This window comes from Anaerostipes hadrus ATCC 29173 = JCM 17467 (assembly GCF_030296915.1).
GTDB classification, from domain to species: domain Bacteria; phylum Bacillota; class Clostridia; order Lachnospirales; family Lachnospiraceae; genus Anaerostipes; species Anaerostipes hadrus.
This window is the reverse complement of sequence record NZ_AP028031.1, coordinates 2,311,075-2,337,158: the sequence shown is the minus strand read 5'-3', so window position 1 is coordinate 2,337,158 and position 26,084 is coordinate 2,311,075. Positions and strand designations below refer to the sequence as shown.

Below are 26,084 nucleotides of genomic sequence, written 5' to 3'. Positions count from 1 at the left end.
AAAAGCAAATTTTGCCAGATAAAACGATCAGTAAGGAGGACATTATAAGATGGCAAAGAAAGAACCAAAAACAAATGCAATGCGGATGCTTGAGAGAGCAAAGATCCCATTTGAAGTACATCGTTATGAATGTAAAGAATTTATTGATGGAATTACCATCGCAGATATGTTAAATGAACCATATGAAAGAGTATTTAAAACCCTCGTGACTGAAGGAAAAGGTGGAGGGTATTTTGTATTTGTCATTCCGATCGATCAGGAATTAGATCTTAAGAAAGCAGCGAAGGCAGCAGGTGAGAAGTCTGTGGAGATGATCCATGTCAAGGATATCAACAAGATCACGGGATATATCCGTGGTGGATGCACAGCGATCGGGATGAAGAAAGACTATCCAACAGTGCTCGATGAAAGTGCCAATGCACAGGAGAAGATCATTGTAAGCGGCGGTAAAAATGGAATCCAGATTGAACTTACGACCGAAGATTATTTAAAAGCCTGCAAGGGAAAAACGGCAGATATTACATTGAGGTAGGGAGTAGAAGTTATGATAGATGAAATCTTAAAATATAACAAAGAATTTGTAGAAGAAAAGAAGTATGAACAATACAAGACAAGTAAATATCCAGACAAGAAGATCGCAATTATCACTTGTATGGATACAAGACTGACAGAACTTTTGCCGGCAGCCCTTGGGATCAGGAATGGAGATGTGAAGATCATCAAGAATGCCGGTGGGGTAGTAAGTCATGCCTTCGGAAGTGTGGTACGAAGTGTTTTAGTCGGAATCTTTGAACTTGGGATTGAAGAAGTCATGGTCATTGGACACACTGACTGTGGAGTACAGCATATTAATAGTGATATGATGATAAAACATATGATGGATCGAGGAGTCGATGAGGAGAAGATTGAGCTGATCCGTCATTGTGGTATTGATTTTGATACATGGCTGGAAGGATTTGACTGTGTGGAAAGTTCTGTAAAAGATTCTGTGGAAATGTTGAGAAAACATCCATTGATCCCAAAAGATGTGAAGATATCTGGATATGTTATGGATTCTGTGACAGGAGAGCTTCATGTTGTAGAGCCATAGAACAACTGCAGCATTATAAATGAGAGGGATAAAAGGTATGAAAAAGATATGGAAGATCATGATCTTATGTATGATCCTTTGTTTTTTCTGTGCTGGATGCAGCAATGATGATGAAATGATCAGTGAAGATCATCCAAAACCAACAACAGAAAAAAGAACAGAGATTATCAAGCAAAAGACAACACAAAAAAAGAATGAAGTAACGGTTGATCAGGAACAATCAAAACAACAGGAAGATCGTATAAAGATTGCAATCGATGCAGGACACCAAAAGAAACAGATGAGTGAAAAAGAAGCGATCGGACCTGGTTCTGATAAGACAAAACCGATGGTATCCTCAGGAACCGAAGGTGTTGTCACAAAACGAACAGAATATCAGGTGAATTTGGAAGTTTCGTTAAAGCTAAAAAGTGCATTGATCGCGAGAGGATATGACGTATATATGATCCGTGAGACGAATGATGTGTCACTCAGCAATAAAAAGCGTGCTCTTATGGCAAATGAAAGTGGTTCAGATATTTTATTAAGGATTCATTGCAATAGTGCAGATTCTCAGTCTGCAAATGGGGCGTTGACAATGAGTCCGACATTATCGAATCCATATTGCAGATCGATCGCGGCAGATAGTCAGGAACTTTCAGAATGTGTGGTAAGTACATTATGCAGAAGGACCGGGGCAGTGAACCGCGGTGTAACGCAGACAGATGAGATGACAGGGATCAACTGGAGTAAGATTCCAGTGACGATCGTTGAGATGGGATTTATGTCAAACCCAGAGGAAGACCAGAAGTTATCGGACAATCATTATCAATCAATGCTTGCAGAAGGAATTGCAGATGGTGTTGACCGGTATTACGAGAGAAGAGGAGAAAAGAATGAAGAAAAATGAATTATCGTGATCATCGTATCACTTGTGATCGCAGCACTTGTCATGGGATTAATGAAAGCGGTGGCAGAAGCGGATATCAATTGGTTTCAAAGCTGTCAGATCGCAGGAATGAGATCTTTGGGATTAAGTCTAGGATGGATCCTTGGAATTTTAGGATTGTTTTTAGGAATGTATCAGTTCGCGATTCTGATCATTGTAGTTGGAGGAGTCCTTGGTATGATCTATATGATCGTTGCAATGATGAGTTATCCGAATACGAAGAAAGATATGATCGCATATGTTGTATTGATCCCCATATTGGTTGCAACATTTATATCATATTTTGTTTTGAAAGAGTTTGTTTTATCATCACTGATCAACAATGGCGGGTCTACAACCAATTTTTTAAATAATATTTTATGATATAAGTGACAGAAGTATAAAGACAAAGATATTAGGAGGAAATATTAAGAATCTAAAATAATTAACAAATGTGATTAAATGTATTTAAATATACTCAAAGGAGAGTGCTATAATGAATACATCAAATATCACAAATTATAAGCCAAAAGATTTTGCTGAATTTTTAGGTGTATCTGTTAAGACATTACAACGTTAGGACAGAGAAGGAACTCTAAAAGCAAACCGAACTCCAACTAATAGACGCTATTACACTTATGACCAGTATCTACAATTTAAAGGTATAAATACTGAAAATGATAAGCGTCATGTAGTTATTTATGCTAGAGTGTCTACAAGAAATCAAAAAGATGATTTACTAAATCAAGTTGCATTTTTAAGACAGTTTTGTAACGCAAAAGGAATTATTGTAGACCAGTGTATTGAAGATTATGGAAGTGGTCTTAATTACAACCGTAAAAAGTGGAACAAATTATTAGATGAAGTAATGGAACAAAAAATTAAAACCATAATAGTAACCCATAAAGATAGATTTATTAGATTTAGTTATGATTGGTTTGAAAAATTCTGTATGAAGTTTAATACGACTATAGTGGTAGTAAACAATGAGGAACTATCACCACAAGAAGAACTTGTGCAGGATATTGTTTCAATACTCCATGTGTTCTCTTGTAGGCTGTATGGGCTTCGTAAGTATAAAAAACAAATAGAAAGGGATGAGGAAATTGCTAAAGAGCTTCAAGACAGAAATAAATCCAACAGAGGAGCAGAAAGCCAAAATTCGTAAAACAATAGGAACTTGTAGATATATTTACAACTTCTACCTTGCTCATAATAAAGAGCTTTATAATAAAGGCGAAAAGTTTATGAGCAGTAACCAATTTAGAGTATGGCTTAACAATGAGTATCTTCCAAAGCATCCAGAATGTTTTTGGATTAAGGAAGCTTATTCAAAAGCAGTAACACAAGCAGTAAATAATGGACAAGCCGCATTTATAAGATTTTTTAAACATCAGAGTAGTTTCCCTAGATTCAAAAAGAAGAATAGATCTGATGTGAAAATGTATTTTGTAAAGAACAATCCAAAAGATTGCCGTTGTCAAAGACACAGGATCAATATTCCATCACTTGGTTGGGTTCGCATTAAAGAAAAAGGATATATTCCAACAACAAAAGATGGATATGTAATTAAAAGCGGTCATGTGTCAATAAAAGCTGGTAGATACTATGTTTCAGCTCTTGTAGAAATTCCAAATAACAAGATAGCTAATAGTTTCAATGAAGGAATTGGTATCGACCTAGGGATAAAGGATTTTGCCATTGTTTCCAATGGTAAAATTTATAAGAACATTAATAGATCAGTAAGATTAAAAAAACTTGGAAAACAACTTATTCGAGAACAGAAAAATCTTTCTCGAAAGTATGAAAATTTAAAGAAAGGAGAATCTACTCAAAAAGCAAATATACAAAAACAGAGGCTTAAAGTACAGAAACTTCATCATAAAATTGATAACATTCGTACGGATCACATCAATAAAACAATCGCAGAGATAGTGAAAACCAAACCATCTTATATAACGATAGAAGATTTAAATATATCAGGAATGATGAAGAACAAACATCTTTCAAAGGCAGTTGCTTCGCAGAAGTTTTATGAATTCAGAATAAAGCTTCAGGCGAAATGCAATGAAAACGGAATTGAACTTCGAGTTGTAGACAGATGGTATCCATCATCTAAAACCTGTCACTGTTGCGGAGCAATCAAGAAAGATTTAAAACTTTCAGATAGAATTTTCAAATGTGATTGTGGTTATAGCGAAGATAGAGATTTCAATGCTGCACTTAATTTGAGAGATGCTACGACTTACGAAATTGCATAAATAAATGCAAACGTAGGTATGTACCGAAGGCTATTTCGGGAATTTACGACTATGGAGTGTACAAGAACTTGTGAGTAGATATGATTTCGGTCAATCCAAAGCATACACGATGAAGTAGTAAGTAGAACTCGTGAGAGTCTACATTATCTCGATGTGAGTATGTTTAATCACATTTTGAGTAGCAGACAGACATGATACCAAAAGACCCAGTGATGTTATTAAGCTACATCAATACACAATTACGAGATTTTTACGATTCATACGAAGACCTGTGTAAGTCACTCGATCTCGATCAAAATGAAGTAAAACAAAAGCTTTCCATGATCGGATACGAATATGATGAATCATTAAATCAGTTTAAGTAGTAGACTAGTCGAATCAATGAAAATATGTTAAAATTGTACGTAAAGGAGAACATATTTATGGAGTTGATTCGGTTAGAAAATGTAAAGAAAATATATCAGACAGGAGAGGTGATCACCAAAGCCGTAGATGGGATCGATTTTACGGTGGATCAGGGTGAGTTCGCCTTGATCATTGGCGCCAGTGGTGCAGGAAAAACTACCGTTTTGAACATTTTAGGAGGTATGGATACTGCGACCAGTGGCGCTGTTTATATTGATGGAGAAGATATCTCCAAATGGAATAAAAAACAACTGACAGGATATCGAAGAGATGACATAGGATTTGTATTTCAGTTTTACAATCTGGTGCCCAATCTTACTGCAACAGAGAATGTAGAATTGGCACTTCAGATCAGTAAGAATCCTCTGAAAGCAGAAGAAGTATTAAAAGATGTGGGACTTGGACACCGTCTGAATAATTTTCCTGCGCAGTTATCTGGTGGGGAACAGCAGAGAGTTTCTATTGCACGTGCATTGGCAAAGAATCCAAAGATCTTGCTCTGTGATGAGCCAACTGGTGCCCTGGATTATCAGACAGGAAAATCTATTTTAAAATTATTGCAGGATACCTGTCACAAGAAAGGAAAAACAGTGGTTGTGATCACACATAACCTTGCGATCGCACCGATGGCAGACCGTGTGATCGAGATGAAGAACGGAAAGATCAGCAACATTACGATAAACGAACACCCTCAGCCGGTGGAGACGATTGAATGGTAGGAAATGCGTATGAAGAAAACGGCATTACATAAAGATATATACAGAACGATCACAGGAACCCTTCCGAGATTTTTATCAATCTTTTTTATCGTTGTACTGGGCGTTGCATTCTATTCAGGAATCCGTGTGACACAAAAAGATATGCATATCACAGCAGACCACCAGTTTGATGGAAGTCGGCTGATGGATGTCAAAGTCATGGGAACACTTGGGATTTCAGAAGAGAATCTGACAGTCCTTCGGAAGTTAAAAAATGTGCAGTCGGTTGAAGGAGGACATTCTGTAGATGTGATCGCAAGGAAGCAGGGAAGTGACGAAGAACATGCGATCAAAGTTATGGGGAAGACTGATAAATTAAACCAGATAACGATCATAGATGGAAAACTTCCACAAGCATCGGGAGAATGTCTGGTAGATGAATGGTATGCCCAGCAAAATGATCTGAAAACAGGGGATGTTTTAAATTTATCTTCTGGAAATGAAGATGATCTTAAGGATACTCTGAAAGATACAACTTATAAGATCACAGGAATCGGAAGTTCATCAGAATATCTTTCAAGATCCAGAGGAAGCACTGGCATTGGAACGGGAACGTTGTCAGGCTTTATTGTGGTGCAACCATTAGAATTTTCCTCAGATATCTATACAGAAGTTTATCTGACTGCGAAGGGAGCGAAGCAAGAGAGAGCCTACAGTGATGCTTACAAAAACAAAGTAAAACAGCTGGAAGAAGAGATCAAAGATATTTCCAAAATAGAAAATGAGAAACGGTTAAGATCTGTTCAGAAAGAAGCCGAAGAGAAGATCGACAAGAAAGAAAAGAAATTCAAAAAAGAACGAAAAAAAGCATATAAGAAACTAGATCAGGCCGAGAAAAAGCTAAAGAAGTCCAGACAAAGGATCAAAGATTCCAAAGCAAAATTAGCGAAAAGCAAGAAAGAGATCTCTGATGGAGAGCAGCAGATCAAGAATGCAAAAGCTCAGTATCAGTCAGGAATCAGACAGATTCAGAATGCCAGAAAGCAGTTAAAGACACAGAAACAAACAATTCGGTCAAAAAGCAAAGAATTAAAAACACAGGAGGCAAAGCTAAAGACACAGGAGAAGAACTTACAGACAAAAGAACAGCAGATTCAGGGTGCCATGCAGGCTGGAATGATCTCACAGGCAGAAGCGAAAGCTTCCTTAGCACAGATTAATGCAGGAAAAGAACAGATCAAGACAGCAAGAAGCAAGATCAATGTAGGGAAAAAACAGATCAGCAGGGCAAAGACAAAGATTGCAAAGGCTGAAACAACCTTGGATCAAAAAAGCAGCCAGCTAAAGAAAGCAAAGCAAACGATTAAAACAAATGAAGCAAAATTAGTATCAGCAAGAAAACAGATCACCTCTGGAGAAAAAAAGATTGCAAAAGCAGAATCAAAACTTTCATCCGGGGAGAAAAAATTAAAGAGATCAAGAAAGAAAGCAGAAAAGAAATTCAAGGAAGCCGAGCAGAAGATTGCAGATGCCAGACAGGATGTTAAGGATATCAAGAAAGGGAAATGGTATGTCTTAAACCGTGAGAAGATGCAGTCTTATGTGGAATACGGACAGGAAGCAGACAGAATTGCAGCGTTAGGACGAGTGGTACCGGTCATCTTTTTCTTAGTTGCAGCACTGGTAAGCTTAACAGCGATGACACGTATGGTCGAAGAGCAGAGAACACAGATCGGTATGATGAAAGCATTGGGATACAGTGGAGTTCATATTGCAATGAAATATGTGACCTATGCCCTCGCAGCAACGCTTAGTGGAAGTATTCTAGGGGCAGTGATCGGTGAAAAACTGCTTCCATGGATCATCATTAACGCTTATAAAATGATGTATACAGGACTGGGAGATGTCTATACGCCATTAGAGATCGAATATTCTGTGATGGCAGGTGGACTGGCGGTTGGAGTTGTTGTTTTAGCAGTATTATCTGCATGTTATAAAGAATTAAGAGAAAAACCTGCACAGCTGATGCGTCCAGTTGCTCCAAAAGAAGGAAAAAGGATTTTGTTAGAACGGATTCCATTTATCTGGAAACGATTAAGTTTTATCTGGAAAGCAACGATGCGAAACCTCTTCCGCTACAAGAAGAGATTCTTTATGACGATCTTTGGAATCGGTGGATGTATGGCATTATTACTCTTAGGATTTGGAATCAAAGATTCGATTTCAGCAATCTCAGAAAAGCAGTATGGGGAGATCATTACTTATGATTTCTCGATCACACACAAAGACGGGATCAGCGAGACAAAGAAAGAAGATCTGATCCAGTATGCAAAGAAACAAGAACATATGACAGATTTGATAGAAGTAAGCGAATCTGCAGTGACGATCCGTGCTAATGGGAAAAAACAGGATGCAACGATGATCCAGCCAATGTCCAAAAAAGATCTGAATGGCTATATCAGCCTTCAGGATCGAAAGAGTAAAACAAAGTATCAGTTAGATGATGATGGGATCATCTTAACAGAAAAGGCAGCGTCCCTGCTTGGTGTGAAAAAAGGAGATTCGATCAAGATCCAACGGTCTGGAGATAAACAGATCACAGCAAAAATAAGTCAGATCACAGAAAATTACATGCAGCATAAAGTCTACATGACACCAAAACTTTATGAGAAACTGTATCATAAAAAAGCACAAACGACAGGTATATATTGTATTGAAAAGAATATATCTAAGAAAAAGATGCAGGAAAATGGAAAACAGATTCTTGCAAGAGATGAAGCCTCAACACTGCATTTTTGTGCCGACGATGAGAAGACAATGTCAGATATGGTCAATAACTTAAATATTGTGGTGGTTGTTCTGATCGTATCTGCAGGACTTCTTGCATTTGTGGTATTATATAACTTAAATAACATTAACATTTCCGAGCGTAGAATGGAACTTGCAACGATCAAAGTTCTTGGATTCTATGACGGTGAAGTCGGAGCGTATGTGTATCGAGAGAATATCCTTTTAACGATCCTTGGAACGATCGCAGGAATTATTTTAGGAATTATTTTACACAAATACGTAATCTTCACAACAGAAGTTGACTTGATCATGTTTGGAAGGCAGATTTATGTGCAAAGCTATATTTACAGTATTTTACTAACAATCGCTTTTTCGATTCTTGTAAATGCCTTCGTGTATTTCCAATTGAAGAAGATCGATATGGTTGAATCGTTAAAAAGCACAGAGTGACAGAAAGGAAAAGAGACTATGAAAATGAACGAATTAATGATTTATCAAGTGTTTCCACTAAGAGCATTAACAGATGGGCAGCCATCTCATGGAATTCTCGAGATGATAGACTGGATTCCACATATTAAAAAATTAGGAATGAATGCAGTATATTTTTCACCTGTATTTTCATCCAGTGATCATGGATATGATACAAAAGATTATCAGAAGATCGATGAGAGACTTGGAACCAATGAAGACTTTAAAAAGATGTGTGATGCCATGCATGAAGAAGGAATCCAGGTGATCTTAGACGGGGTATTTAATCATGTCGGAAGAGAGTTCTTTGCATTTGAAGATGTGAGAGAAAAGAAATGGGATTCTCCATATAAAGATTGGTTCTATATTAATTTTGATGGGAATAGCTGCTATGATGATGGATTCTGGTACGAAGGATGGGAAGGACATTTTGAACTGGTCAAATTAAATCTTGACAACGAACAGGTTAGAAATTATTTATTAGAATCTGTCGGAATATGGATCGATAAATTAGGGATTGATGGATTAAGACTGGATGTTGCTTATATGTTAAACCGCAATTTCATGAAAGTGTTGGTTGACTTTGTTCACAGCAAGAAACCAGAATTTTTGATGATCGGAGAAATGCTTCATGGTGATTACACACAGCTTGTGAATCCAGAGCTGTTGGATTCTGTGACAAATTATGAATGTTATAAAGGTTTGTATTCAAGTTTCAATACACACAATATGCATGAGATCGGATATTCCCTAAACCGTCAGTTTGGACCAGAAGAATGGACGTTGTACAAAGGACTTCCATTATATAATTTTGTAGATAACCATGATGTGGAGAGAATCGCAAGTCAGTTAGAGGATAAAGAGCATTTACCATTGATCTATGCAATGGAATTTGCGATGCCAGGAGTTCCGGGTGTTTACTATGGAAGTGAATGGGGAATGGAAGGAAAGAAAGAACAGGGAAGTGATGACAGCTTGCGTCCAAGAATCCATAAAGAAGATTTAGTAGAAAATGAATTAACAAACTATATTGCACAATTGGCAAAAGTAAGAGCTGGATCACCAGCTTTAAAATACGGAGATTACTTACAATTAGCGATCGCACCAGATGTTCTTGTATTCCAGAGAAGAACGAATGAAGACCGCATCATTTTTGCAATGAACTGTGGTGATGGCGAATTTACAGCACATTTTGATGCTCAGGCAGGATGCGGGATTGATCTGATCACAGGAGATTCCGTTGATTTTGGAGGGGGACTTACGATCCAAGGAAAAACAGCAATGATAATTCGAACAGAAGAGGTATCCCTTCCTTGACTTTTATGTTAAAAACATATAAAATTAAATGAGTGTGAATACACAAAAAATTGAATAAGGAGGAAACCTGTGGTTGGTATTATTATAGCCATTATCGCAACTCTGGTTATCGCAGTTCCGGTATCTGCCTATGTAGCGAATACAAGAAGCAAGAAGGCAATGGAAATTACGATCGGGAATGCAGAAGATAAAGCAAGAGAGATTATAGATGAAGCAATCAAAGCAGCAGATGCGAAGAAACGTGAAGCTTCTTTGGAAGTAAAAGAAGAAACTATAAAAGCGAGACATGACTTCGAAAAAGAGACAAAAGAACGCAGGGCAGAACTGCAGAAGTATGAGCAGAGAGTTCTTTCTAAGGAAGAGACTGTCGAGAAGAAAGCAACCGTGCTGGAACGCAAAGAACAGTCATTAACAGCCAAAGAAAAGAACATCGATACAGAGAAAGCTCAGTTGCAGGAACTGCAGGCAAAACATCTACAGGAACTGGAAAGAATTTCTGGGTTGACCTCTGATCAGGCAAAAGAGCAATTATTATCAGCAGTAAAAGAAGATGTGAAACACGAGACAGCAATGTATGTCAAAGAAATGGAGACAAGAGCGAAAGAAGATGCCCGAAAGAAAGCCAAGGAATATGTGGTAACTGCAATTCAGAAGTGTGCAGTTGATCATGTGGCAGAGACAACGATTTCGCTGGTACAGCTTCCAAACGATGAGATGAAAGGAAGGATCATCGGTCGTGAAGGACGTAATATCCGTTCCATTGAGAACGCTACGGGAGTTGAATTGATCATCGATGATACACCGGAAGCTGTTGTACTGTCAAGCTTTAATCCGGTTCGACGCGAGATCGCAAGAATCGCTTTAGAGAAATTGATCGTGGATGGAAGAATCCATCCAGCACGCATCGAGGAGATGGTTGAGAAAGCTACAAAAGAAGTCGAAACTATGATGCGCGAAGAAGGGGAAGCAGCAACATTAGAACTTGGGGTTCATGGAATCCATCCAGAACTTGTCAGACTTCTTGGAAGAATGAAGTTCCGTACAAGCTATGGACAGAATGCGTTAAAGCATTCCATGGAAGTTGCTCAGTTATCCGGACTTTTAGCAGCAGAGATCGGTGTCGATGTGAGAATGGCCAAGAGAGCAGGTCTGCTTCATGACATTGGTAAATCCATCGACCACGAAGTAGAAGGTTCTCACGTAGAACTTGGTGTGAATCTGTGTAAGAAGTATAAGGAGAATCCAATTGTCATCAATGCAGTGGCATCTCATCATGGGGATGAAGAGCCAGAATCATTGATCGCATGTCTGGTACAGGCAGCTGATGCAATCTCAGCAGCACGTCCAGGTGCAAGAAGCGAGACACTGGAAAGTTATACAACAAGATTAAAACAGCTGGAAGAGATCGCAGACTCCTTCCAGGGTGTTGATAAAACTTTTGCAATTCAGGCAGGTCGAGAAATTCGAGTTATGGTAGTTCCTGAACAAATCAGTGACGATGATATGATCTTACTGGCGAGAGATATCTCAAACCAGATCGAAGAGAATCTGGATTATCCAGGACAGATCAAGGTCAATGTGATCAGAGAGTCACGAGTTGTTGACTATGCGAAATAACAAGAAGCGATAGAGAAATCTATCGCTTTTTCCAATTTATAACGTGAGTGTTAAAAGTATAAATAAAGGAGATTTTTTATGAAAGGATACGAGAAACTAGAACAACATCTGATACATCAGGGAAAAGTTGTTGGATTTTATGAGGATATTGTAAAACTTCCAAGCGGCAAAGTTGTCACATGGGATCTGGTCAAACATAAAGGGGCAGCAGCTGTTGTTCCTGTTACAGACAAAGGAACAATCTTACTTGTAAGACAATACCGTAATGCCCTTGATCAGGAAACACTGGAAATCCCGGCAGGTGGAATTGAACCCGGGGAAACACCTCTGGAGTGTGTCACAAGAGAGATTGAAGAAGAAACAGGTTTTATTGCTGGAAAAATGACCCACCTAATGACCGTGATCACAGCCATCGGTTTCTGTGATGAAAAGATTCCGATTTATGTTGCAACTGATCTAAAGCTGTCTAAACAGCATTTGGATGAGGATGAATTTATCGATGTAGAAGAATATACAATCGATGAGATCAAAGATATGATCTTTTCTGGAAAGATCATTGATGCAAAAACAATTTCAGGAGTTCTTGGATATCTGAACATGGAGAAATAAAAGACAAGATCAGGAAAACAGAATATAAAAGACAGGCACTGCATAAGATATGACAGGAGGAAAAAATTGTGGAAAAAGAGAAATTCTTTTCAGGATTATGGATCATCATTGGGTTAATCTTTGGGAGTGTATTTACGAATTTTGTATACCAGGATTATCTCGCATATGGAGGTACCGTAAGATCACTGGTTTTAAATAATACGGATCTATATAAAGCAAGTATCAGTCTGTTTTTTTATATTTTGTTTAAAAGGGGAAAACAATATGCATTTATTTATCTGGGGGCATATCTTTTGCAACCTTGGATTTTTTTATACAGTTTTGCATTTTGTATGGCATTTTTCTTTGGATCAATGTTATCTTTGCAGATCGTGCAAATGGGCATCAAAGGACTGGTTCTTGTATTTATGAGTTTATTTCCACATTTTATCTGTTATGTGATCACCTTGCTGCTGCTGATCAAGCGAAACTTTTATGCCCAAAAAAAAGAAGAAATGCTCTATGAACAGAGACATTCCTTCTTATTTCGTTTCAGTATTTGGTTTGAAATAACATTTATAATACTGGGATGCATCCTGGAAAGTTTCATCAATCCGTCGATCATGTCAGGAATCCTGAACCTTTGGAAGTGATATATCTAGGATCTTATACGTTTCTATATATAATCTGCCATGCGGTAAAGCAGAGCAGCAGATTTGTCCCATCCAAGACAAGGATCAGTGATAGACTGTCCATATACACCGTTACCGATGGACTGGTTGCCATCTTCGATATAACTTTCGATCATGATACCCTTAACAAGAGATTTGATCTCAGGTAAGAAACTTCTGCTGTGAAGAACTTCCTGTACGATACGAGGCTGCTGATCCCATTGTTTCCCAGAGTTAGAGTGGTTTGCATCAACGATAACAGCAGGGTTCTTTAACTGGAATTTCTCGTACATATAAGCAACACGAGTCAGATCTTCATAATGGTAGTTTGGAATATTGTTTCCATGACGGTTGACAGATCCACGTAAGATGGCATGTGTCAGAGGGTTACCATCTGTCTTGACTTCATATCCATTTGCAATGAAATCATGCTGGTGCTGTCCAGCTGTGATAGAGTTCATCATAACAGTTAAGTCACCACCAGTTGGGTTCTTCATTCCGGCAGGAATATCAAATCCACTAACTGTTAAACGATGCTGCTGGTTCTCTACAGAACGAGCTCCAACGGCCACATAAGATAAAAGATCTTCCATATATGGCCAGTTTCCTGGATAAAGCATTTCGTCTGCAGCAGGCATATGGAATTCTTCTAATGCTTCCATATGAAGTTTGCGGACAGAACGAAGTCCACTAGCCATATCTGGTGCTTTCTCAGGGTCTGGCTGATGAACCATACCTTTGTATCCGTCACCTGTTGTACGAGGTTTGTTTGTATAAATACGAGGGATGATCAGTAACTTATCAGCAAGATCTTTCTGAACTCTTGCCAAACGTCCGAGATAATCCATAACAGCAGTTTCATTATCTGCAGAACATGGCCCGATGATAACTAAGAATTTATCAGATGCGCCTGTGAATACATCACGGATTTCTTTGTCTCTTGCAGCTTTGATTTGTTTTGCTTCTTCACTCAGAGGCATCTCTTCTTTTAGTTCCTCTGGAGAAGGCATTTTAGCGATTTTGTGCATTCCCATAGTTGTTTTCTCCTTAACAATTCATACAATAAAGCAAATTTGCTTGTGTATATTTTAACAAATAATAATCTTTGTGTAAAGATAAGGAAATGTGAAATGGGACTTTACAAAATAGACAGGAGTTATTATAATAAAATTTATAAACAGGAAACACTTTCATTTTCTGGTAATTGAATATTGAAGTAGAGAAGATTGATTCTCCAACTTCAGGGCAGAGTGAGATACGAAAGTATCAATTCTCGACTGGCGGTGATACTCCAAGAGAGGCAAGTCCGCGAGCGTTTGGCCGATCAGGTTAGAATCCTGAACCAACAGTATAGTCTGGATGAAAGAAGTAGTTGGATGACATATCTTAAGATGTTATGCAGATAGAAGATATGTGATCAAGTCAGAAGCCCTGTCGTTTATGTAGATAAATGGACAGGATTTTTTAATTTATAGGGAGACCCTATAAAGCTAAGATTTTAAATCAGAAAGGGAGAATTATCATGGCAGGAGACACAATGACAATGAAGAGAACGAAGTTCAATATCAGAACGATCGCAGTGACAGGTATGTTAGGAGCATTAGCAACTGTGCTGATGTTTTTGGAATTTCCAATTCCAATGTTGATACCACCATTTATCAAGTTTGACTTTTCAGAACTTCCAGCATTACTGGCAGCATATGCGATGGGACCGGTATCTGGAATTGCAGTATGTTTTATCAAGAATGCGATCAACCTTCTTCATACACAGACAGGTGGAGTCGGAGAACTATCTAACTTTATCTTAGGTGTATGCTTTGTATTACCAGCAGGACTTATTTATAAGAGAAAGAAAACACAGAAGAGTGCAATGATCGGAGCATTAGCAGGAGCAGTCCTGATGTCAGTAGTCAGTGTATTTTCAAACTACTTTGTTGTATATCCAGTATACACAAACTTCATGCCAATGCAGGCAATTCTTGGAGCATATCAGGCGATCAACAAGAATGTAAAGACATTATGGGATGCATTGATCTGGTTTAATATGCCATTTACATTTATCAAAGGAATGTGCAGTGTTGTGATCACATTCTTTATCTACAAGAAGATTTCTCCAATCTTAAAGGGAACAAACAGATAAGAAGATAAGAAAAAGGTGTCGGAATAAGAATTCCGGCACCTTTTGCGTACACAGAGTTAAAAATTAATCTTCTAATTTTTTAGCTGCTTTTTCCATAAAAGGTTCACTGGCAACGATGAATCTTTCGTGAGTACCGATTCCAACACGTCCTTTGTTATCAGTTACTTCTATATGGAATACCAGACGTTTGCGGTCGATCTCTGTTAAGGAACAATGACATTTGATCGTTCCACCAACTGGTGTTGCGGAAACATGCGCAATGTTTAAATTTGTTCCAACAGTAGTCTGTCCTTCTTCAAGTTTTCCAGCTAGTAGATTAACTGCAGACTGCTCGATCAAAGAGATCATGGCAGGTGTGGCATAAACAGGAAGGCTTCCGCTTCCCCATTTCTCAGCAGTGTTTTCTGGAACTACTTCTTCTGTTAATTCGATTTCGTCTCCAACATGAATGTTCATAATTTTCTCTCCTAAAATTTTAGTTTATATGTATATCTTTAGTATAGCAAAGTTCGTTAAAAATTCCATAGTTTTTTCACATTTTTACAAAAAATTGCACAAAGAAGAAAGACTGGACTCGATTTGAAAAATAAGGTATGCTATTGGTAAATTGGAGGTGCTTGGTTTGAAATTATATTTGATCAGACATGGAGAAACAGATTGGAACAAGGAATTTAAGATTCAGGGAAGTTCAGACATCGAATTGAATGAATATGGAAGAGAATTGGCATTTATTACGCGAGAAGGTCTTAGACATATTCCATTTGATATCGCATATACCAGTCCGTTGAAACGTGCGAAGGAAACAGCAGAGATCATTCTTGGAGGCAGGAATATTCCGCTATATGAAGATAAACGGGTTCAAGAAGCGTGTTTTGGATCGTTTGAGGGTGCAACATTAAAGGAATTGAGAGAAAGACAGGATCCATTTCTCAAATTCTTTGATGCGCCAGAAGAATTTAAAAAAATTGAAGGATGTGAGACACACGAAGAGGTGATCGCAAGATCATCTGATTTTTTCAATGATATGATCTTGCCAAATGAGAAAAAATATCAACATATAGCAGTATTTTCTCATGGAGCATGGATCCACAGTTTACTTACATATATTTATCAGAGAGAGATTAAGGAATACTGGCATGCGCCAAGACAGGAAAACTGTGGTGTGACAACGATCCAGATTGAAGATGGTGTCTGCCATGTATTAAAGGAATCAGAGATTTTCTACAATAAAGATGGAGAATGATATATGACAAAAAGACAATTTATGGAGGAGTTAAGATCTTCCTTAGAGGGAATGGTATCACAGGCAGTGATTCAGGAGAACATGAATTACTATGAGGATTATATCAATGAGCAGATCCGAAATGGAAAGAACGAACAGGATGTATTGAATGAATTAGGAAGTCCGAGACTGATCGCCAGATCGATCATTGATGCCAAAGGTGAGGATGATGACTATGTACAGACAGAGTATTACGAAGAGGAACAGGATGAAGGAACACCAGAAGATATGTTTGGTGGTAACACACATATTTTTACGATGAATTCTACAAAGTTCAAACTTGGATGTCTTCTGTCAGTGATCATATTTATTTTTATCATTTATTTACTATTTCATGTATTTAGTGCAATGATGGTTGTGTTAGGCCCCGTGATCATTATCGGTGTGATCGTAGCTTTGATCATGAAGATCACAGGAAGGTAAGGAAACAAAGAAAGGAATCAATATGGATATAAATGAAGAAGCATATGCGATACAGGAAGAAGTGGTCGAATTTCGAAGAGCACTGCACCGTTGTCCTGAGATAGCATTTCATGAAACGATGACGATGGAATATATCAGAGAACATCTGGAAGAATGGGAGATTTCTTATAAGATTTTTGATCCATCAGGAATCATTGCAGTTGTTGGCAATGGCAAGAAAGAAACGATCGCATTAAGGGCAGATATGGACGCACTGGAAGTACAGGAAGAGACAGGACTTGATTTTGCATCTTTGAATCACGGATGTATGCATGCATGTGGACATGATGGACACACAGCAATCTTACTTGCAACAGCAAAGATATTGAAGAAACATGAATCAGAACTTGATCGCAGAGTATATCTTGTATTTCAGCCTGCGGAAGAAACCGCAGAAGGAGCCAGATTCATGTTGAAGACAGGAGTTTTGGACAGTGTGAAACGCATTTATGGAATCCATATTTTTAACGGTATACCGTCTGGCAAGATTTCATTGGAAGCAGGCCCAAGAATGGCAGCGACAAACTGGCTGGCAGTTCATTTATACGGAAGATCAGGACATGCAGGGAAACCACATGAAGGGATTGATACTGCAGTGGCAGTATCTTCCATGGTTATGAATTTTCAGAGCATCATCAGCAGGAATTTAAATCCATTAGATCCAGCAGTTTTAACGATCGGAAAGGTCGAAGCCGGGACAGCGAGAAATGTGATCGCAGGGGAAGCAAAGATCGAAGGGACTGCAAGAACATTTTCCAGACAAGCTCAGGAGATGATCGAGCGCAGAGTCAAAGAGATCGCGAAAGCCCATGAACAGATGTATGGAGTAGATGTTTCGGTTGATTTTCAACAATCAAGCCATGGGGCACTGATCAATGATCCGGGTGTTGTAGAAGATGTCATGGAGAAAGCAGGGGAAGTCTTTGATCCGTCAGAGTTTACCCATGTTGAAGCAATGATGTTAGGAGAAGATTTTGCAAATTATCTGGAAGAAATGGATGGATGTTTTGCATTTATCGGTGGCGGCGACCACCCTGCAAACCATCATGGAAAGTTTGATTTTGATGAAAAAGCATTGATCAGTGGTGTCCGTCTCATGCTGACATTTGTAATTGTATAGGATATAGTTCATGAAAATCAGTTGTAGACAGGAACAACATATGATATAATCAAAAACCAACAGAAACACGTATATTTAATAGAAGAAAAGGTAGGGAAATATGAATTTAGTATACCACAGTACAAGAAATAGTGAAGAAACAGCAACCGCCTCTGAAGCTATTTTAAAAGGATTAACAAGCGATGGAGGATTATTTGTACCAGACAGCATTCCAAAATTAAATGTATCGTTGGAAGATCTGACACAGATGTCCTATCAGGAAATTGCTTATGCAGTCATGAAAGAATTCCTTACAGATTTTACAGAAGAAGAATTAAAGACATGCATTAATAATGCATATGACAGCAAATTCGATACAGAAGAGATCGCAGTGACAAAGAAAGTAGATGGAGCATATTATCTGGAATTATTCCATGGAGCAACCATCGCATTTAAAGATATGGCATTATCTATTCTGCCACATTTACTTGTAACATCAGCAAGAAAGAATAATGTAAAGAATGAGATCGTGATCTTAACAGCAACATCCGGAGACACAGGAAAAGCGGCTTTAGCAGGATTTGCAGATGTACCGGGAACAAAGATCATCGTATTCTATCCAAAGTCTGGAGTCAGCCCAATTCAGGAAAAACAGATGGTAACACAGAAGGGTGACAATACATACGTGATCGGAATCAAAGGAAACTTTGATGATGCTCAGACAGGTGTTAAGAAGATGTTCTCTAACAAAGAGTTAGCGAAAGTGATGAATGACAACGGATTCCAGTTCTCATCTGCAAACTCAATCAACATCGGACGTTTAGTGCCACAGGTTGTATATTATGTAAAGGCTTATGCTGATTTATTAAAACAGGGTGCATTAAAGGCCGGAGAACCTATGAATGTAGTCGTTCCAACAGGAAACTTTGGTAATATTTTAGCTTCTTATTATGCAAAACAGATGGGTATTCCAATCGGCAAATTTGTCTGCGCATCTAATAAGAATAAAGTATTATTTGATTTCTTTGAGACAGGAAAATACGATCGCAACAGAGAATTCTATGTTACAACATCTCCATCTATGGATATTCTGATCTCAAGTAACTTAGAGCGTATGATCTATAGAATCGCAGGAAATGATGCAAAACAGTGTGCCAAATTTATGGCAGCATTGACAAAAGACGGTGAATATGTGATCACAGATGCCATGAAAGCAGAATTATCTGAGTTCTTTGGAGCTTTCGGAAGTGAAGAAGAAACAGCAGTGAAGATCAAAGAAGTCTATGACAAAGAAGGATATGTGATGGATACACATACAGCAGTCGCAGCAGTTGCATATGACAAATATAAAGCAGCGACAGGAGATGACAAGACTCCAACAGTGATCGCTTCTACAGCAAGTCCATACAAATTCACAAGAAGTGTTATGGATGCGATCGATCCAGCATATGATGCAGAAGATGACTTTGAATTAGTTGATGAACTTAACAAAGTATCTAAGACAGCAATTCCAAAAGCGATCGAAGAGATCAGAACTGCACCAGTTCTTCATGATACGGTATGTGAGACAGCAGCAATGGAAGACGAAGTGAAGAAGATTCTTGGAATCTAATGAATCATAAAAAAGCAACCCATGGAAGAAAATGGGTTGCTTTTTTTATACGAAAATGTTATGATAAACCAAGATAGGGAATAAATGGAAGAGAATACAATATCAGATAATTCTAAAAACATATCAACAAGATAAATCTAAGATGAGATCGATCAGATCTGACAAATCCATTCACGACATATGATGATCGAATGATGATGAATCCAAGGGAAACTGACAATTGAATAAGACCATTTTCCGGCACAGTCCGGGAGGACATATTCCGCCATGATCTGCGGGCAATGAATTTTATGCCATGAACAATAGGATGGAGGTTCTTTTATGATACCACGAAGAGCACAGGGAGCGAACAAGGATATGATAATGAGACTTCTGCATGGTCATGGAGGTGAGTGCAGCCTGTCATAAGAATGAGGGGAGCCGGGAGGCTATGAGACATTTTGTCTGTTGGAGAATGAGGGAAATATAAAGATATGACAAGGAGGTGTTTAACTGTTAAAATAATCTTATAAAAAATTATAAATATGTGTTGGATTTTATAATTTTTATTGGTAGAATAAATTATAAATATTATATGGAGGATTTGCTTATGAGTAAATATTATTCTATCAATAAATTTTCAAAAATATTAGGTGTATCGGCTCAAACATTAAGGAATTGGGATAAAAAGGGTAAACTTCATCCACATCACACTTCCAGTAATGGATATAGATATTATTCGCATGAGCAATTAAATCAAGTTATGAATATAAAACCTAATTTAGATAGAATTGTAATAGGTTATTGCAGAGTTTCAAGTAATAAACAAAAAGATGATCTGGAACGACAAATAGAGAATATGAAATTGTATCTTACTGCACAGGGAAAACCATTTGAAATAATTAGTGATATAGGTTCTGGTATAGACTATAAGAAAAAAGGATTAAAAGAACTTATGAAACGAATATCTCAAAATAAAGTGGACAAGGTGGTTGTTTTTTATAAAGACAGATTGTTACGATTTGGATTTGAATTAGTTGAATATATTGCAAGTCTATATGATTGTGATATTGAAATCATCGATCATACTGAAAAGACAGAGCAACAAGAAATTGTTGAAGATTTAGTTCAGATAATAACTGTATTTAGTTGTAAATTACAAGGCAAACGTGCCAATAAAGCAAGAAAACTTGTAAAAGAACTGATAGATGATGGTGGTGAAGAAGATGATAAAAACAATTCGAGTCATGCTGATCCCAAATAATAAACAGAATACAAAACTCTTTCGATATGCCAATACTGCCAGATTCGCTTATAACTGGGCGTTAGGAAGAGAAAAAGAAAACTATAAAAATGGTGGTGAGTTCCTATCGGATAGTGATCTGAGAAAAGAATTTACACAATTAAAGAAAACAGAGGAATATTCCTGGTTAAATGAAGTTTCAAATAATGTAACAAAACAAGCGATCAAAGATGCTTGTCATGCATATAAGAGATTTTTCAAAGGATGTTCAAAGTTTCCTAAATTCAAAAGCCGAAAATTTTCTATACCATCTTTTTATCAGGATAATGTAAAAATCCAATTTTCAGATACGCATGTAAAAATTGAGGGTTTTGCTGCTTCCAAAAAGAAGAATAAGCAAAAGATAAACTGGATCAGACTTGCGGAAAAGAATCGGATACCTACGGATTGTAACTATAGTAATCCCCGCATTAGATATGATGGGATCAACTGGTGGATCACAGTAGGCATTGAATACGAAGACTCTGTTACCGTTCCCTCCAATGATGGGATAGGGATCGATTTAGGGATCAAAGATCTAGCGATATGTTCTGACGGTAATAAATATAAGAACATCAATAAAACGAAAAAAGTTAAGAAACTAGAGAAACAAAAACGCAGATTACAGCGTAGCATCTCTCGTTCATACGAGAACAATAAACAAGGAAAGGAATACTGTAAAACGAAGAATGTGATCAAAAAGGAAAAACTTTTATTAACATTAAATCACAGACTGACAAATATCCGTCATGATCATTTACATCATATAACATCAGAGATCGTAAAACGAGAACCAAGTTTTATCTGTATCGAAGATCTAAATGTAAATGGAATGATGAAAAACAGACATTTATCCAAAACAGTTCAACAACAGGGATTTTATGAATTTAGGCGGCAGATGGAATATAAATCTAAGTGGAACAATATTCAGGTGATCATTGCAGATCGATTTTTTCCAAGTTCAAAATTATGCAGTTGTTGTGGAAAGATCAAAAAAGATCTGAAGTTATCAGAACGTATTTACAAATGTGAATGTGGAAATGTAGTTGACAGAGATCTTCAGGCAGCTTTGAATCTTAAAAAATATGGAGAGGATGTTCTGAAACGATCTGTAGCATAATATATTCAAGTGATTACAGATATGTACTGATACGTTAGTCAGGAATTAACGCCTATGGAGAGTACAGGAACTTGTGAGTAGTACATGAATTGATTCGTTACAAAAGCATACTCGTTGAAGTAGGAATGAAACATAAAGGTTTATAACTTTTTTATAAGTTTTCAGTAACGGAGAGTACATTATGAAGAAAAAGAGACAATGGTTCATGTGCCTTGGGATGATCGGAGTTTTTACGGCATCCGTAATCTTATCTGTGTTTGGACAGCGAAAGGTGAAAGCACAGTTAAATACTGAGAATGCGGGGAAGATCACAAGCAGTTGGGCAGATGAGAAACATATTTTCTCATCATTTGACGATGAAAAAGCACTTTCAGTGGATGCATCCTACGGTTTTAAGATGCATGCAACAGATCAGACGAAGACGATCATAGAAGCAGGAAAGAAAGCAGCAAAATTACCAGAGATCGAGATGCCGGATTTCCTTAAAAAGTATACATGGTTTCAGACTTCACAAAATACCGCAGGGAATATTAAAATCCGAAAAACAAATATGGAGATCTATCAATGCAAAGCCGATGGAAGTAATGGCCATTGGGAAAAATTAGATTTGGTCATGACGGTTACTGGAATCGAAAAGTATAAGAATCAAGACGGTTATGTGGCGATTGGAAGCGGCATCAATGGATGTGCTTATGTTGGAATCGAAGAGATGACATTAAAAAGTGATTTTTATAAAGCAGGAACGAATACACCAGTAACGATCAAAAGTAATATGACGTTAAAGGATATTGATACATATCAGTATATCGGGATCAAAGCAAACAAGATTCACGGAGAATATGTATCAAAGAATACAAAATTAAGTTGTAAAAGATCAGGGGAAACTAGTATTTATTATGCGGATTTTCCAGATAATTACAGTAGTGAAGATTTTACTTGTGTAGGATTTACATTTGCATCAGATTCTTTTGAATATACATTCGGAAGGAGTCTTGAAAAAGCACCAACAAAAGAGGAGCAATATGTAGGATATGGACAGAATATGATCCGCTTTGACCCAGTTGACCCAACCAAAGAGGTGATCGGAGAAGATGGGACCAAGACGGAACATCTAAGAGTGCAAGATCTGGCAAAATCTTGGGATTATGAAGTCAGTCAGGTAATTGCGGGAGAAATTCCAAAGGCACATTATTTTGATAAGTTTGCATTTGAAGATCAGATCGAATCCTGTTTAAAGATTCTGGATATCAAGGTTTACGGAGATGATGAGGATGTAAGCAGTCAGTTTGATATTTCACAAAACGGCAATCTTGTAAGAGCAGAACTTAAGAATCCGAAAGATGCCGAATTTTATAAAAAATCTGTTTATAAATTAAAGATCAAAGTAAAGATGAATATTCCGGAGAATGCATCCAAAGAACAGTTAGATCAATTGCGTAAGATATGGAAAGAACATGGGCATTATAATACAAAGGAAACGATGATCACAGAAAAAAATACAGCGAAAACGATCATTAATGATAAGATAGAAATGACCAATGAGGTTCGTGTAGATATCGAGCTGCCAAAAGAAAATGGAGATACGCCGGGTCTTTTGATCAGGAAAGAGACAAAACAATATGAATATCAGGCAAAAGATGAGATCACCTATAAGGTAACAGTGAAAAATCAAAACGAAAAAGCAAAGACAGCTTATTTTACGATTCAGGATACATCCTTTGCAAGTGTGATGGATATGAAGTTACAGGATATAAAAATCAATGGTCTTGATAAGAAGGATTACATATTACAGACAGAAAATAATGGATTTATTTTGAAGTCAAAAGGTGATTATGCCCTTCCATATGGACAGACGATCGAGATTACATATACAGTAAAAAGTGGAGTCCTTACAAATGGAAAAGTGATCGATAATACTGCATCTGCATGGGCAGCAGGAATTCCAGAAACAAGGGCATCAAGGCAGGTGTATATCAACTCGCCAAAAAATAATGTGATAAAATCAGCTCCAGTACAGCTTTATAAAAAAGGAGATCATGTAACTTATCAGGCAGTGATCACCAATCCAAATCCGGGAACTTTTATGAGAAATTTGGAGATTCAGGATGAACTTCAGGCAGAAGGGATCAAGATCATACCAGGAACCGTAGCGGTTATATCTGGTGGGAAAAACATTGCATCTGAGTGTAAGATCACATTTGATCCAAGTGGAAGAAGTTATGAGATCATAACACCACTTGCACTGAAAAATGGTACGATTCCAGCAATGGGTTCGGAAGAAGGAAAGAAAACAGGATCTTATGAAAATCTTCGCATGACGGATAAGATAGAGATCACTTATCAGGCAGTGATTGAAGAAGATGGACTCGAAGGACAGGAAGTAAAGAATATTATGCACGTTGCTGCGACAAAAAACAGCAATGGAGATCTGATCCGGGAAGATAAAGAGATTCCGTCAGGAAGCGGGATGGCAGATGAGACGATCAAGGTGAAAGCACCAAAACTGCAAATCACAAAACAATCGGATAAAAAGGTTTATGCAGTAGGAGAAACTGGATATTATAAACTTCATATCACACAAGGAAAAGAAGGCATGACAGCACAGAATGTAAAAGTCGTGGATGAGTTCGAAAAAGAAGGTATGAAGGTTCAGAAGATCGAAGTAAAACTTAATGAAAAAGATATTACATCGGATTGCAAGATTGATGCGAAAGACCATCGGTTTACGATTGAAACAGGAAAAGATCTTGGTGAAAATGATGTGATGACGGTAGCTTATCAGGTTGTATTTGAAAAGAGGATTGAAGGAGCCGTGAAGAATACAGCAGTTGCAGGAAGTGATAATACAGAAGATGATCAGGATGAAAATACAGTCGTTGTAAAACCACCTGTGTTAAAGATTAAAAAAAGTACTGCGCATAAGTCTTACAAAGAAGGACAAAGCGGAGAATACAAGATCCGTGTAACACAGAGAAATGAGAATATGACAGCACATCAGGTAGTCGTAGAAGATCATTTTGAACAAGAAGGAATGGAGATTTCACAGATCCGTGTAAAATACAATGGGGAAGATATCACCAAGCAATGTGAGATCATAATAGATGAGAATCTTAGAAAATTTAAGATCATCACAGGAAAAGATGTCAGTGACAAAGATGAACTTCTGGTAATATATCAGACAGCATTTAAGAAGATGATCACAGGAGATATCAAAAACATTGCGGAAAGCTATAGTGATGATGCGGATAAAGTCAGAGATGATCAAGTGGTAGTAATGGAAGCTGTACAGCCAGCATTGATGATCACCAAGAAGGTTGATAAAACAACATATAAAGTTGGTGATATCTGCGAGTATCAGCTGGTTGTTATGCAGACGATCAAAGATGCGATCGCAAAAAATATTGTGATCGAAGATCAGCTTTCAAGAAATGGAGCTAAGGTGATCAAGAACAGCATTAAGATTTATGCACCAGATGGGTCAGATATTACCAGACAGTGCACGATCACTGCAGGAGAAAATAAGTATGTCATTGAGACAGGAAAGAATTTATCTTATGATGAATCCATAAAAGTATCGTATCAGGTAAAACTAAAAGAAGCATCACTTTCTGGAAAGACATTAAAAAATACAGCGACAGGAAAAGCAGATTTTGTCAAACCAGTCAGTGCAGTACGTTTAGTGAAGATCAAAAAAGAATCGAAATCAACAGTGACAACGGGAAATAAAGCAGATCGATCCAATACTTCTGAATATAAAAGATCACCAGGAACAAGGGATGCAGCGAGCACACCAAAAACAGGAGATTCCTTCGATGAGAAATGGATTTTTGCATTGTTGGCAGCATCTTTAGGTGGAAGTTTTATATATTGGAAAAAGAAGAAAAAACACTAGTAATTCTAGGGACAAAGCCTTTACGAAACACTGAGGATAAGGTACAATGAAAGAAAAATGTTGGGAGTGAGCGTATATGGCAAAAGATTTTTTCGGACGTCTGGAAGAAACGATTCAGACCACAGGGAAAGCAGCGGCGCAGAAAGCTAAAGAAGTCGCAGATTCCGCAAAAAGACACAATGATCTAAGAGTCGCCAAGAGAGATTTAAATGATCTGTACCGTCAGGTGGGAGAGAAGTATTTTGAAGAACATATGGATTACCCACAGGCAGAGTATATTGACCTGTTTAATCTGATCGAGAAGCTTCGTGGAGATATCGAAATCCTGAAGCAGGAGATTGACGGAGGAGACGACGAAGCGGCGGAAGAAGATATCGAAGATATCGAGGAATAAACTATTAACA

At 37.6% G+C, this 26,084-nt stretch carries 23 protein-coding genes, 1 pseudogene and 1 riboswitch; of the genes and pseudogenes, 22 read left to right on the top strand and 2 right to left on the bottom strand.

Features of this window, described 5'->3' with window-relative positions; all coding sequences use genetic code 11:
- Positions 1-49: 49 nt before the first annotated feature.
- From ybaK to QUE18_RS11100, 13 genes and pseudogenes are all read left to right on the top strand, one after another.
- Positions 50-532, top strand: a complete 483-nt coding sequence (gene ybaK / locus QUE18_RS11160; protein WP_008390637.1) for a Cys-tRNA(Pro) deacylase — start codon at positions 50-52, stop codon at positions 530-532.
- A gap of 12 nt (positions 533-544) precedes the next feature.
- Positions 545-1,090, top strand: a complete 546-nt coding sequence (locus tag QUE18_RS11155; RefSeq protein WP_008390636.1) for a beta-class carbonic anhydrase — start codon at positions 545-547, stop codon at positions 1,088-1,090.
- 37 nt (positions 1,091-1,127) lie between these two features.
- Entirely contained in the window at positions 1,128-1,979 is an 852-nt protein-coding gene (locus QUE18_RS11150; protein WP_242852752.1) for an N-acetylmuramoyl-L-alanine amidase family protein, read from the top strand.
- 6 nt (positions 1,980-1,985) lie between these two features.
- Complete coding sequence (locus QUE18_RS11145) at positions 1,986-2,381, top strand: hypothetical protein (protein ID WP_009204627.1); 396 nt, start codon at positions 1,986-1,988, stop codon at positions 2,379-2,381.
- Between the two features lie 127 nt (positions 2,382-2,508).
- Positions 2,509-3,165 (top strand): annotated as a pseudogene (locus QUE18_RS11140) (IS607 family transposase).
- Entirely contained in the window at positions 3,095-4,258 is a 1,164-nt protein-coding gene (locus QUE18_RS11135) for an RNA-guided endonuclease InsQ/TnpB family protein (RefSeq protein ID WP_009265326.1), read from the top strand. Before QUE18_RS11140 ends, QUE18_RS11135 begins: the two are co-directional and overlap by 71 nt.
- A gap of 191 nt (positions 4,259-4,449) precedes the next feature.
- The gene (locus tag QUE18_RS11130) at positions 4,450-4,623 is read left to right on the top strand and encodes a DUF4250 domain-containing protein (RefSeq protein ID WP_008390627.1); all 174 of its coding nucleotides are present in this window, start codon (positions 4,450-4,452) and stop codon (positions 4,621-4,623) included.
- Between the two features lie 57 nt (positions 4,624-4,680).
- Positions 4,681-5,382, top strand: a complete 702-nt coding sequence (locus tag QUE18_RS11125; protein ID WP_040344614.1) for an ABC transporter ATP-binding protein — start codon at positions 4,681-4,683, stop codon at positions 5,380-5,382.
- Positions 5,383-5,391: 9 nt separating this feature from the next.
- Positions 5,392-8,601, top strand: a complete 3,210-nt coding sequence (locus tag QUE18_RS11120) for an ABC transporter permease (RefSeq protein WP_040344616.1) — start codon at positions 5,392-5,394, stop codon at positions 8,599-8,601.
- 18 nt (positions 8,602-8,619) lie between these two features.
- Positions 8,620-9,936 (top strand): alpha-amylase family glycosyl hydrolase, encoded by a 1,317-nt coding sequence (locus QUE18_RS11115; RefSeq protein WP_008390623.1) that lies wholly within the window; start codon positions 8,620-8,622, stop codon positions 9,934-9,936.
- 69 nt (positions 9,937-10,005) lie between these two features.
- Positions 10,006-11,553: a ribonuclease Y gene (gene rny / locus QUE18_RS11110; RefSeq protein WP_008390622.1), complete on the top strand. Its 1,548-nt coding sequence runs from the start codon at positions 10,006-10,008 to the stop codon at positions 11,551-11,553.
- 78 nt (positions 11,554-11,631) lie between these two features.
- Positions 11,632-12,162: an NUDIX hydrolase gene (locus QUE18_RS11105; RefSeq protein ID WP_008390621.1), complete on the top strand. Its 531-nt coding sequence runs from the start codon at positions 11,632-11,634 to the stop codon at positions 12,160-12,162.
- 68 nt (positions 12,163-12,230) lie between these two features.
- On the top strand, positions 12,231-12,794 hold the full coding sequence (locus QUE18_RS11100; RefSeq protein WP_008390620.1) for a hypothetical protein: 564 nt from the start codon (positions 12,231-12,233) through the stop codon (positions 12,792-12,794).
- A gap of 23 nt (positions 12,795-12,817) precedes the next feature.
- On the opposite strand, the gene QUE18_RS11095 is transcribed toward QUE18_RS11100, so the two are convergent.
- Positions 12,818-13,846, bottom strand: a complete 1,029-nt coding sequence (locus tag QUE18_RS11095; RefSeq protein ID WP_008390619.1) for a 3-deoxy-7-phosphoheptulonate synthase — start codon at positions 13,844-13,846, stop codon at positions 12,818-12,820.
- Between the two features lie 198 nt (positions 13,847-14,044).
- A riboswitch (FMN riboswitch) is annotated at positions 14,045-14,187 on the top strand.
- 147 nt (positions 14,188-14,334) lie between these two features.
- Between QUE18_RS11095 and QUE18_RS11090 the strand changes: the two genes are divergently transcribed.
- Positions 14,335-14,952: an ECF transporter S component gene (locus QUE18_RS11090; RefSeq protein WP_009204631.1), complete on the top strand. Its 618-nt coding sequence runs from the start codon at positions 14,335-14,337 to the stop codon at positions 14,950-14,952.
- A 63-nt stretch (positions 14,953-15,015) separates the two neighbouring features.
- On the opposite strand, the gene QUE18_RS11085 is transcribed toward QUE18_RS11090, so the two are convergent.
- Positions 15,016-15,408 (bottom strand): thioesterase family protein, encoded by a 393-nt coding sequence (locus tag QUE18_RS11085; protein WP_009204632.1) that lies wholly within the window; start codon positions 15,406-15,408, stop codon positions 15,016-15,018.
- Positions 15,409-15,565: 157 nt separating this feature from the next.
- Between QUE18_RS11085 and QUE18_RS11080 the strand changes: the two genes are divergently transcribed.
- From QUE18_RS11080 to QUE18_RS11045, 8 genes are all read left to right on the top strand, one after another.
- Positions 15,566-16,195 carry a histidine phosphatase family protein gene (locus tag QUE18_RS11080; RefSeq protein WP_008390615.1) on the top strand — a complete coding sequence of 210 codons (630 nt, stop codon included), beginning with the start codon at positions 15,566-15,568 and terminating at the stop codon, positions 16,193-16,195.
- Positions 16,196-16,198: 3 nt separating this feature from the next.
- Positions 16,199-16,657: a DUF1700 domain-containing protein gene (locus tag QUE18_RS11075; RefSeq protein WP_009204634.1), complete on the top strand. Its 459-nt coding sequence runs from the start codon at positions 16,199-16,201 to the stop codon at positions 16,655-16,657.
- Between the two features lie 22 nt (positions 16,658-16,679).
- Positions 16,680-17,816 (top strand): M20 metallopeptidase family protein, encoded by a 1,137-nt coding sequence (locus QUE18_RS11070; RefSeq protein WP_009204635.1) that lies wholly within the window; start codon positions 16,680-16,682, stop codon positions 17,814-17,816.
- Positions 17,817-17,916: 100 nt separating this feature from the next.
- Positions 17,917-19,407 carry a threonine synthase gene (gene thrC, locus QUE18_RS11065; RefSeq protein ID WP_008390612.1) on the top strand — a complete coding sequence of 497 codons (1,491 nt, stop codon included), beginning with the start codon at positions 17,917-17,919 and terminating at the stop codon, positions 19,405-19,407.
- A 589-nt stretch (positions 19,408-19,996) separates the two neighbouring features.
- Positions 19,997-20,650, top strand: coding sequence for an IS607 family transposase (locus tag QUE18_RS11060; RefSeq protein WP_286257600.1), 654 nt, complete (start codon positions 19,997-19,999; stop codon positions 20,648-20,650).
- On the top strand, positions 20,613-21,788 hold the full coding sequence (locus tag QUE18_RS11055) for an RNA-guided endonuclease InsQ/TnpB family protein (protein ID WP_286257598.1): 1,176 nt from the start codon (positions 20,613-20,615) through the stop codon (positions 21,786-21,788). The genes QUE18_RS11060 and QUE18_RS11055 overlap by 38 nt, the downstream gene beginning before the upstream one ends.
- A 181-nt stretch (positions 21,789-21,969) precedes the next feature.
- Complete coding sequence (locus QUE18_RS11050; RefSeq protein ID WP_009203572.1) at positions 21,970-25,680, top strand: LPXTG cell wall anchor domain-containing protein; 3,711 nt, start codon at positions 21,970-21,972, stop codon at positions 25,678-25,680.
- Between the two features lie 76 nt (positions 25,681-25,756).
- A complete protein-coding gene (locus tag QUE18_RS11045) occupies positions 25,757-26,074 on the top strand; it encodes a hypothetical protein (protein WP_009203573.1) in 318 nt (105 codons plus the stop codon).
- Positions 26,075-26,084 lie beyond the last annotated feature (10 nt).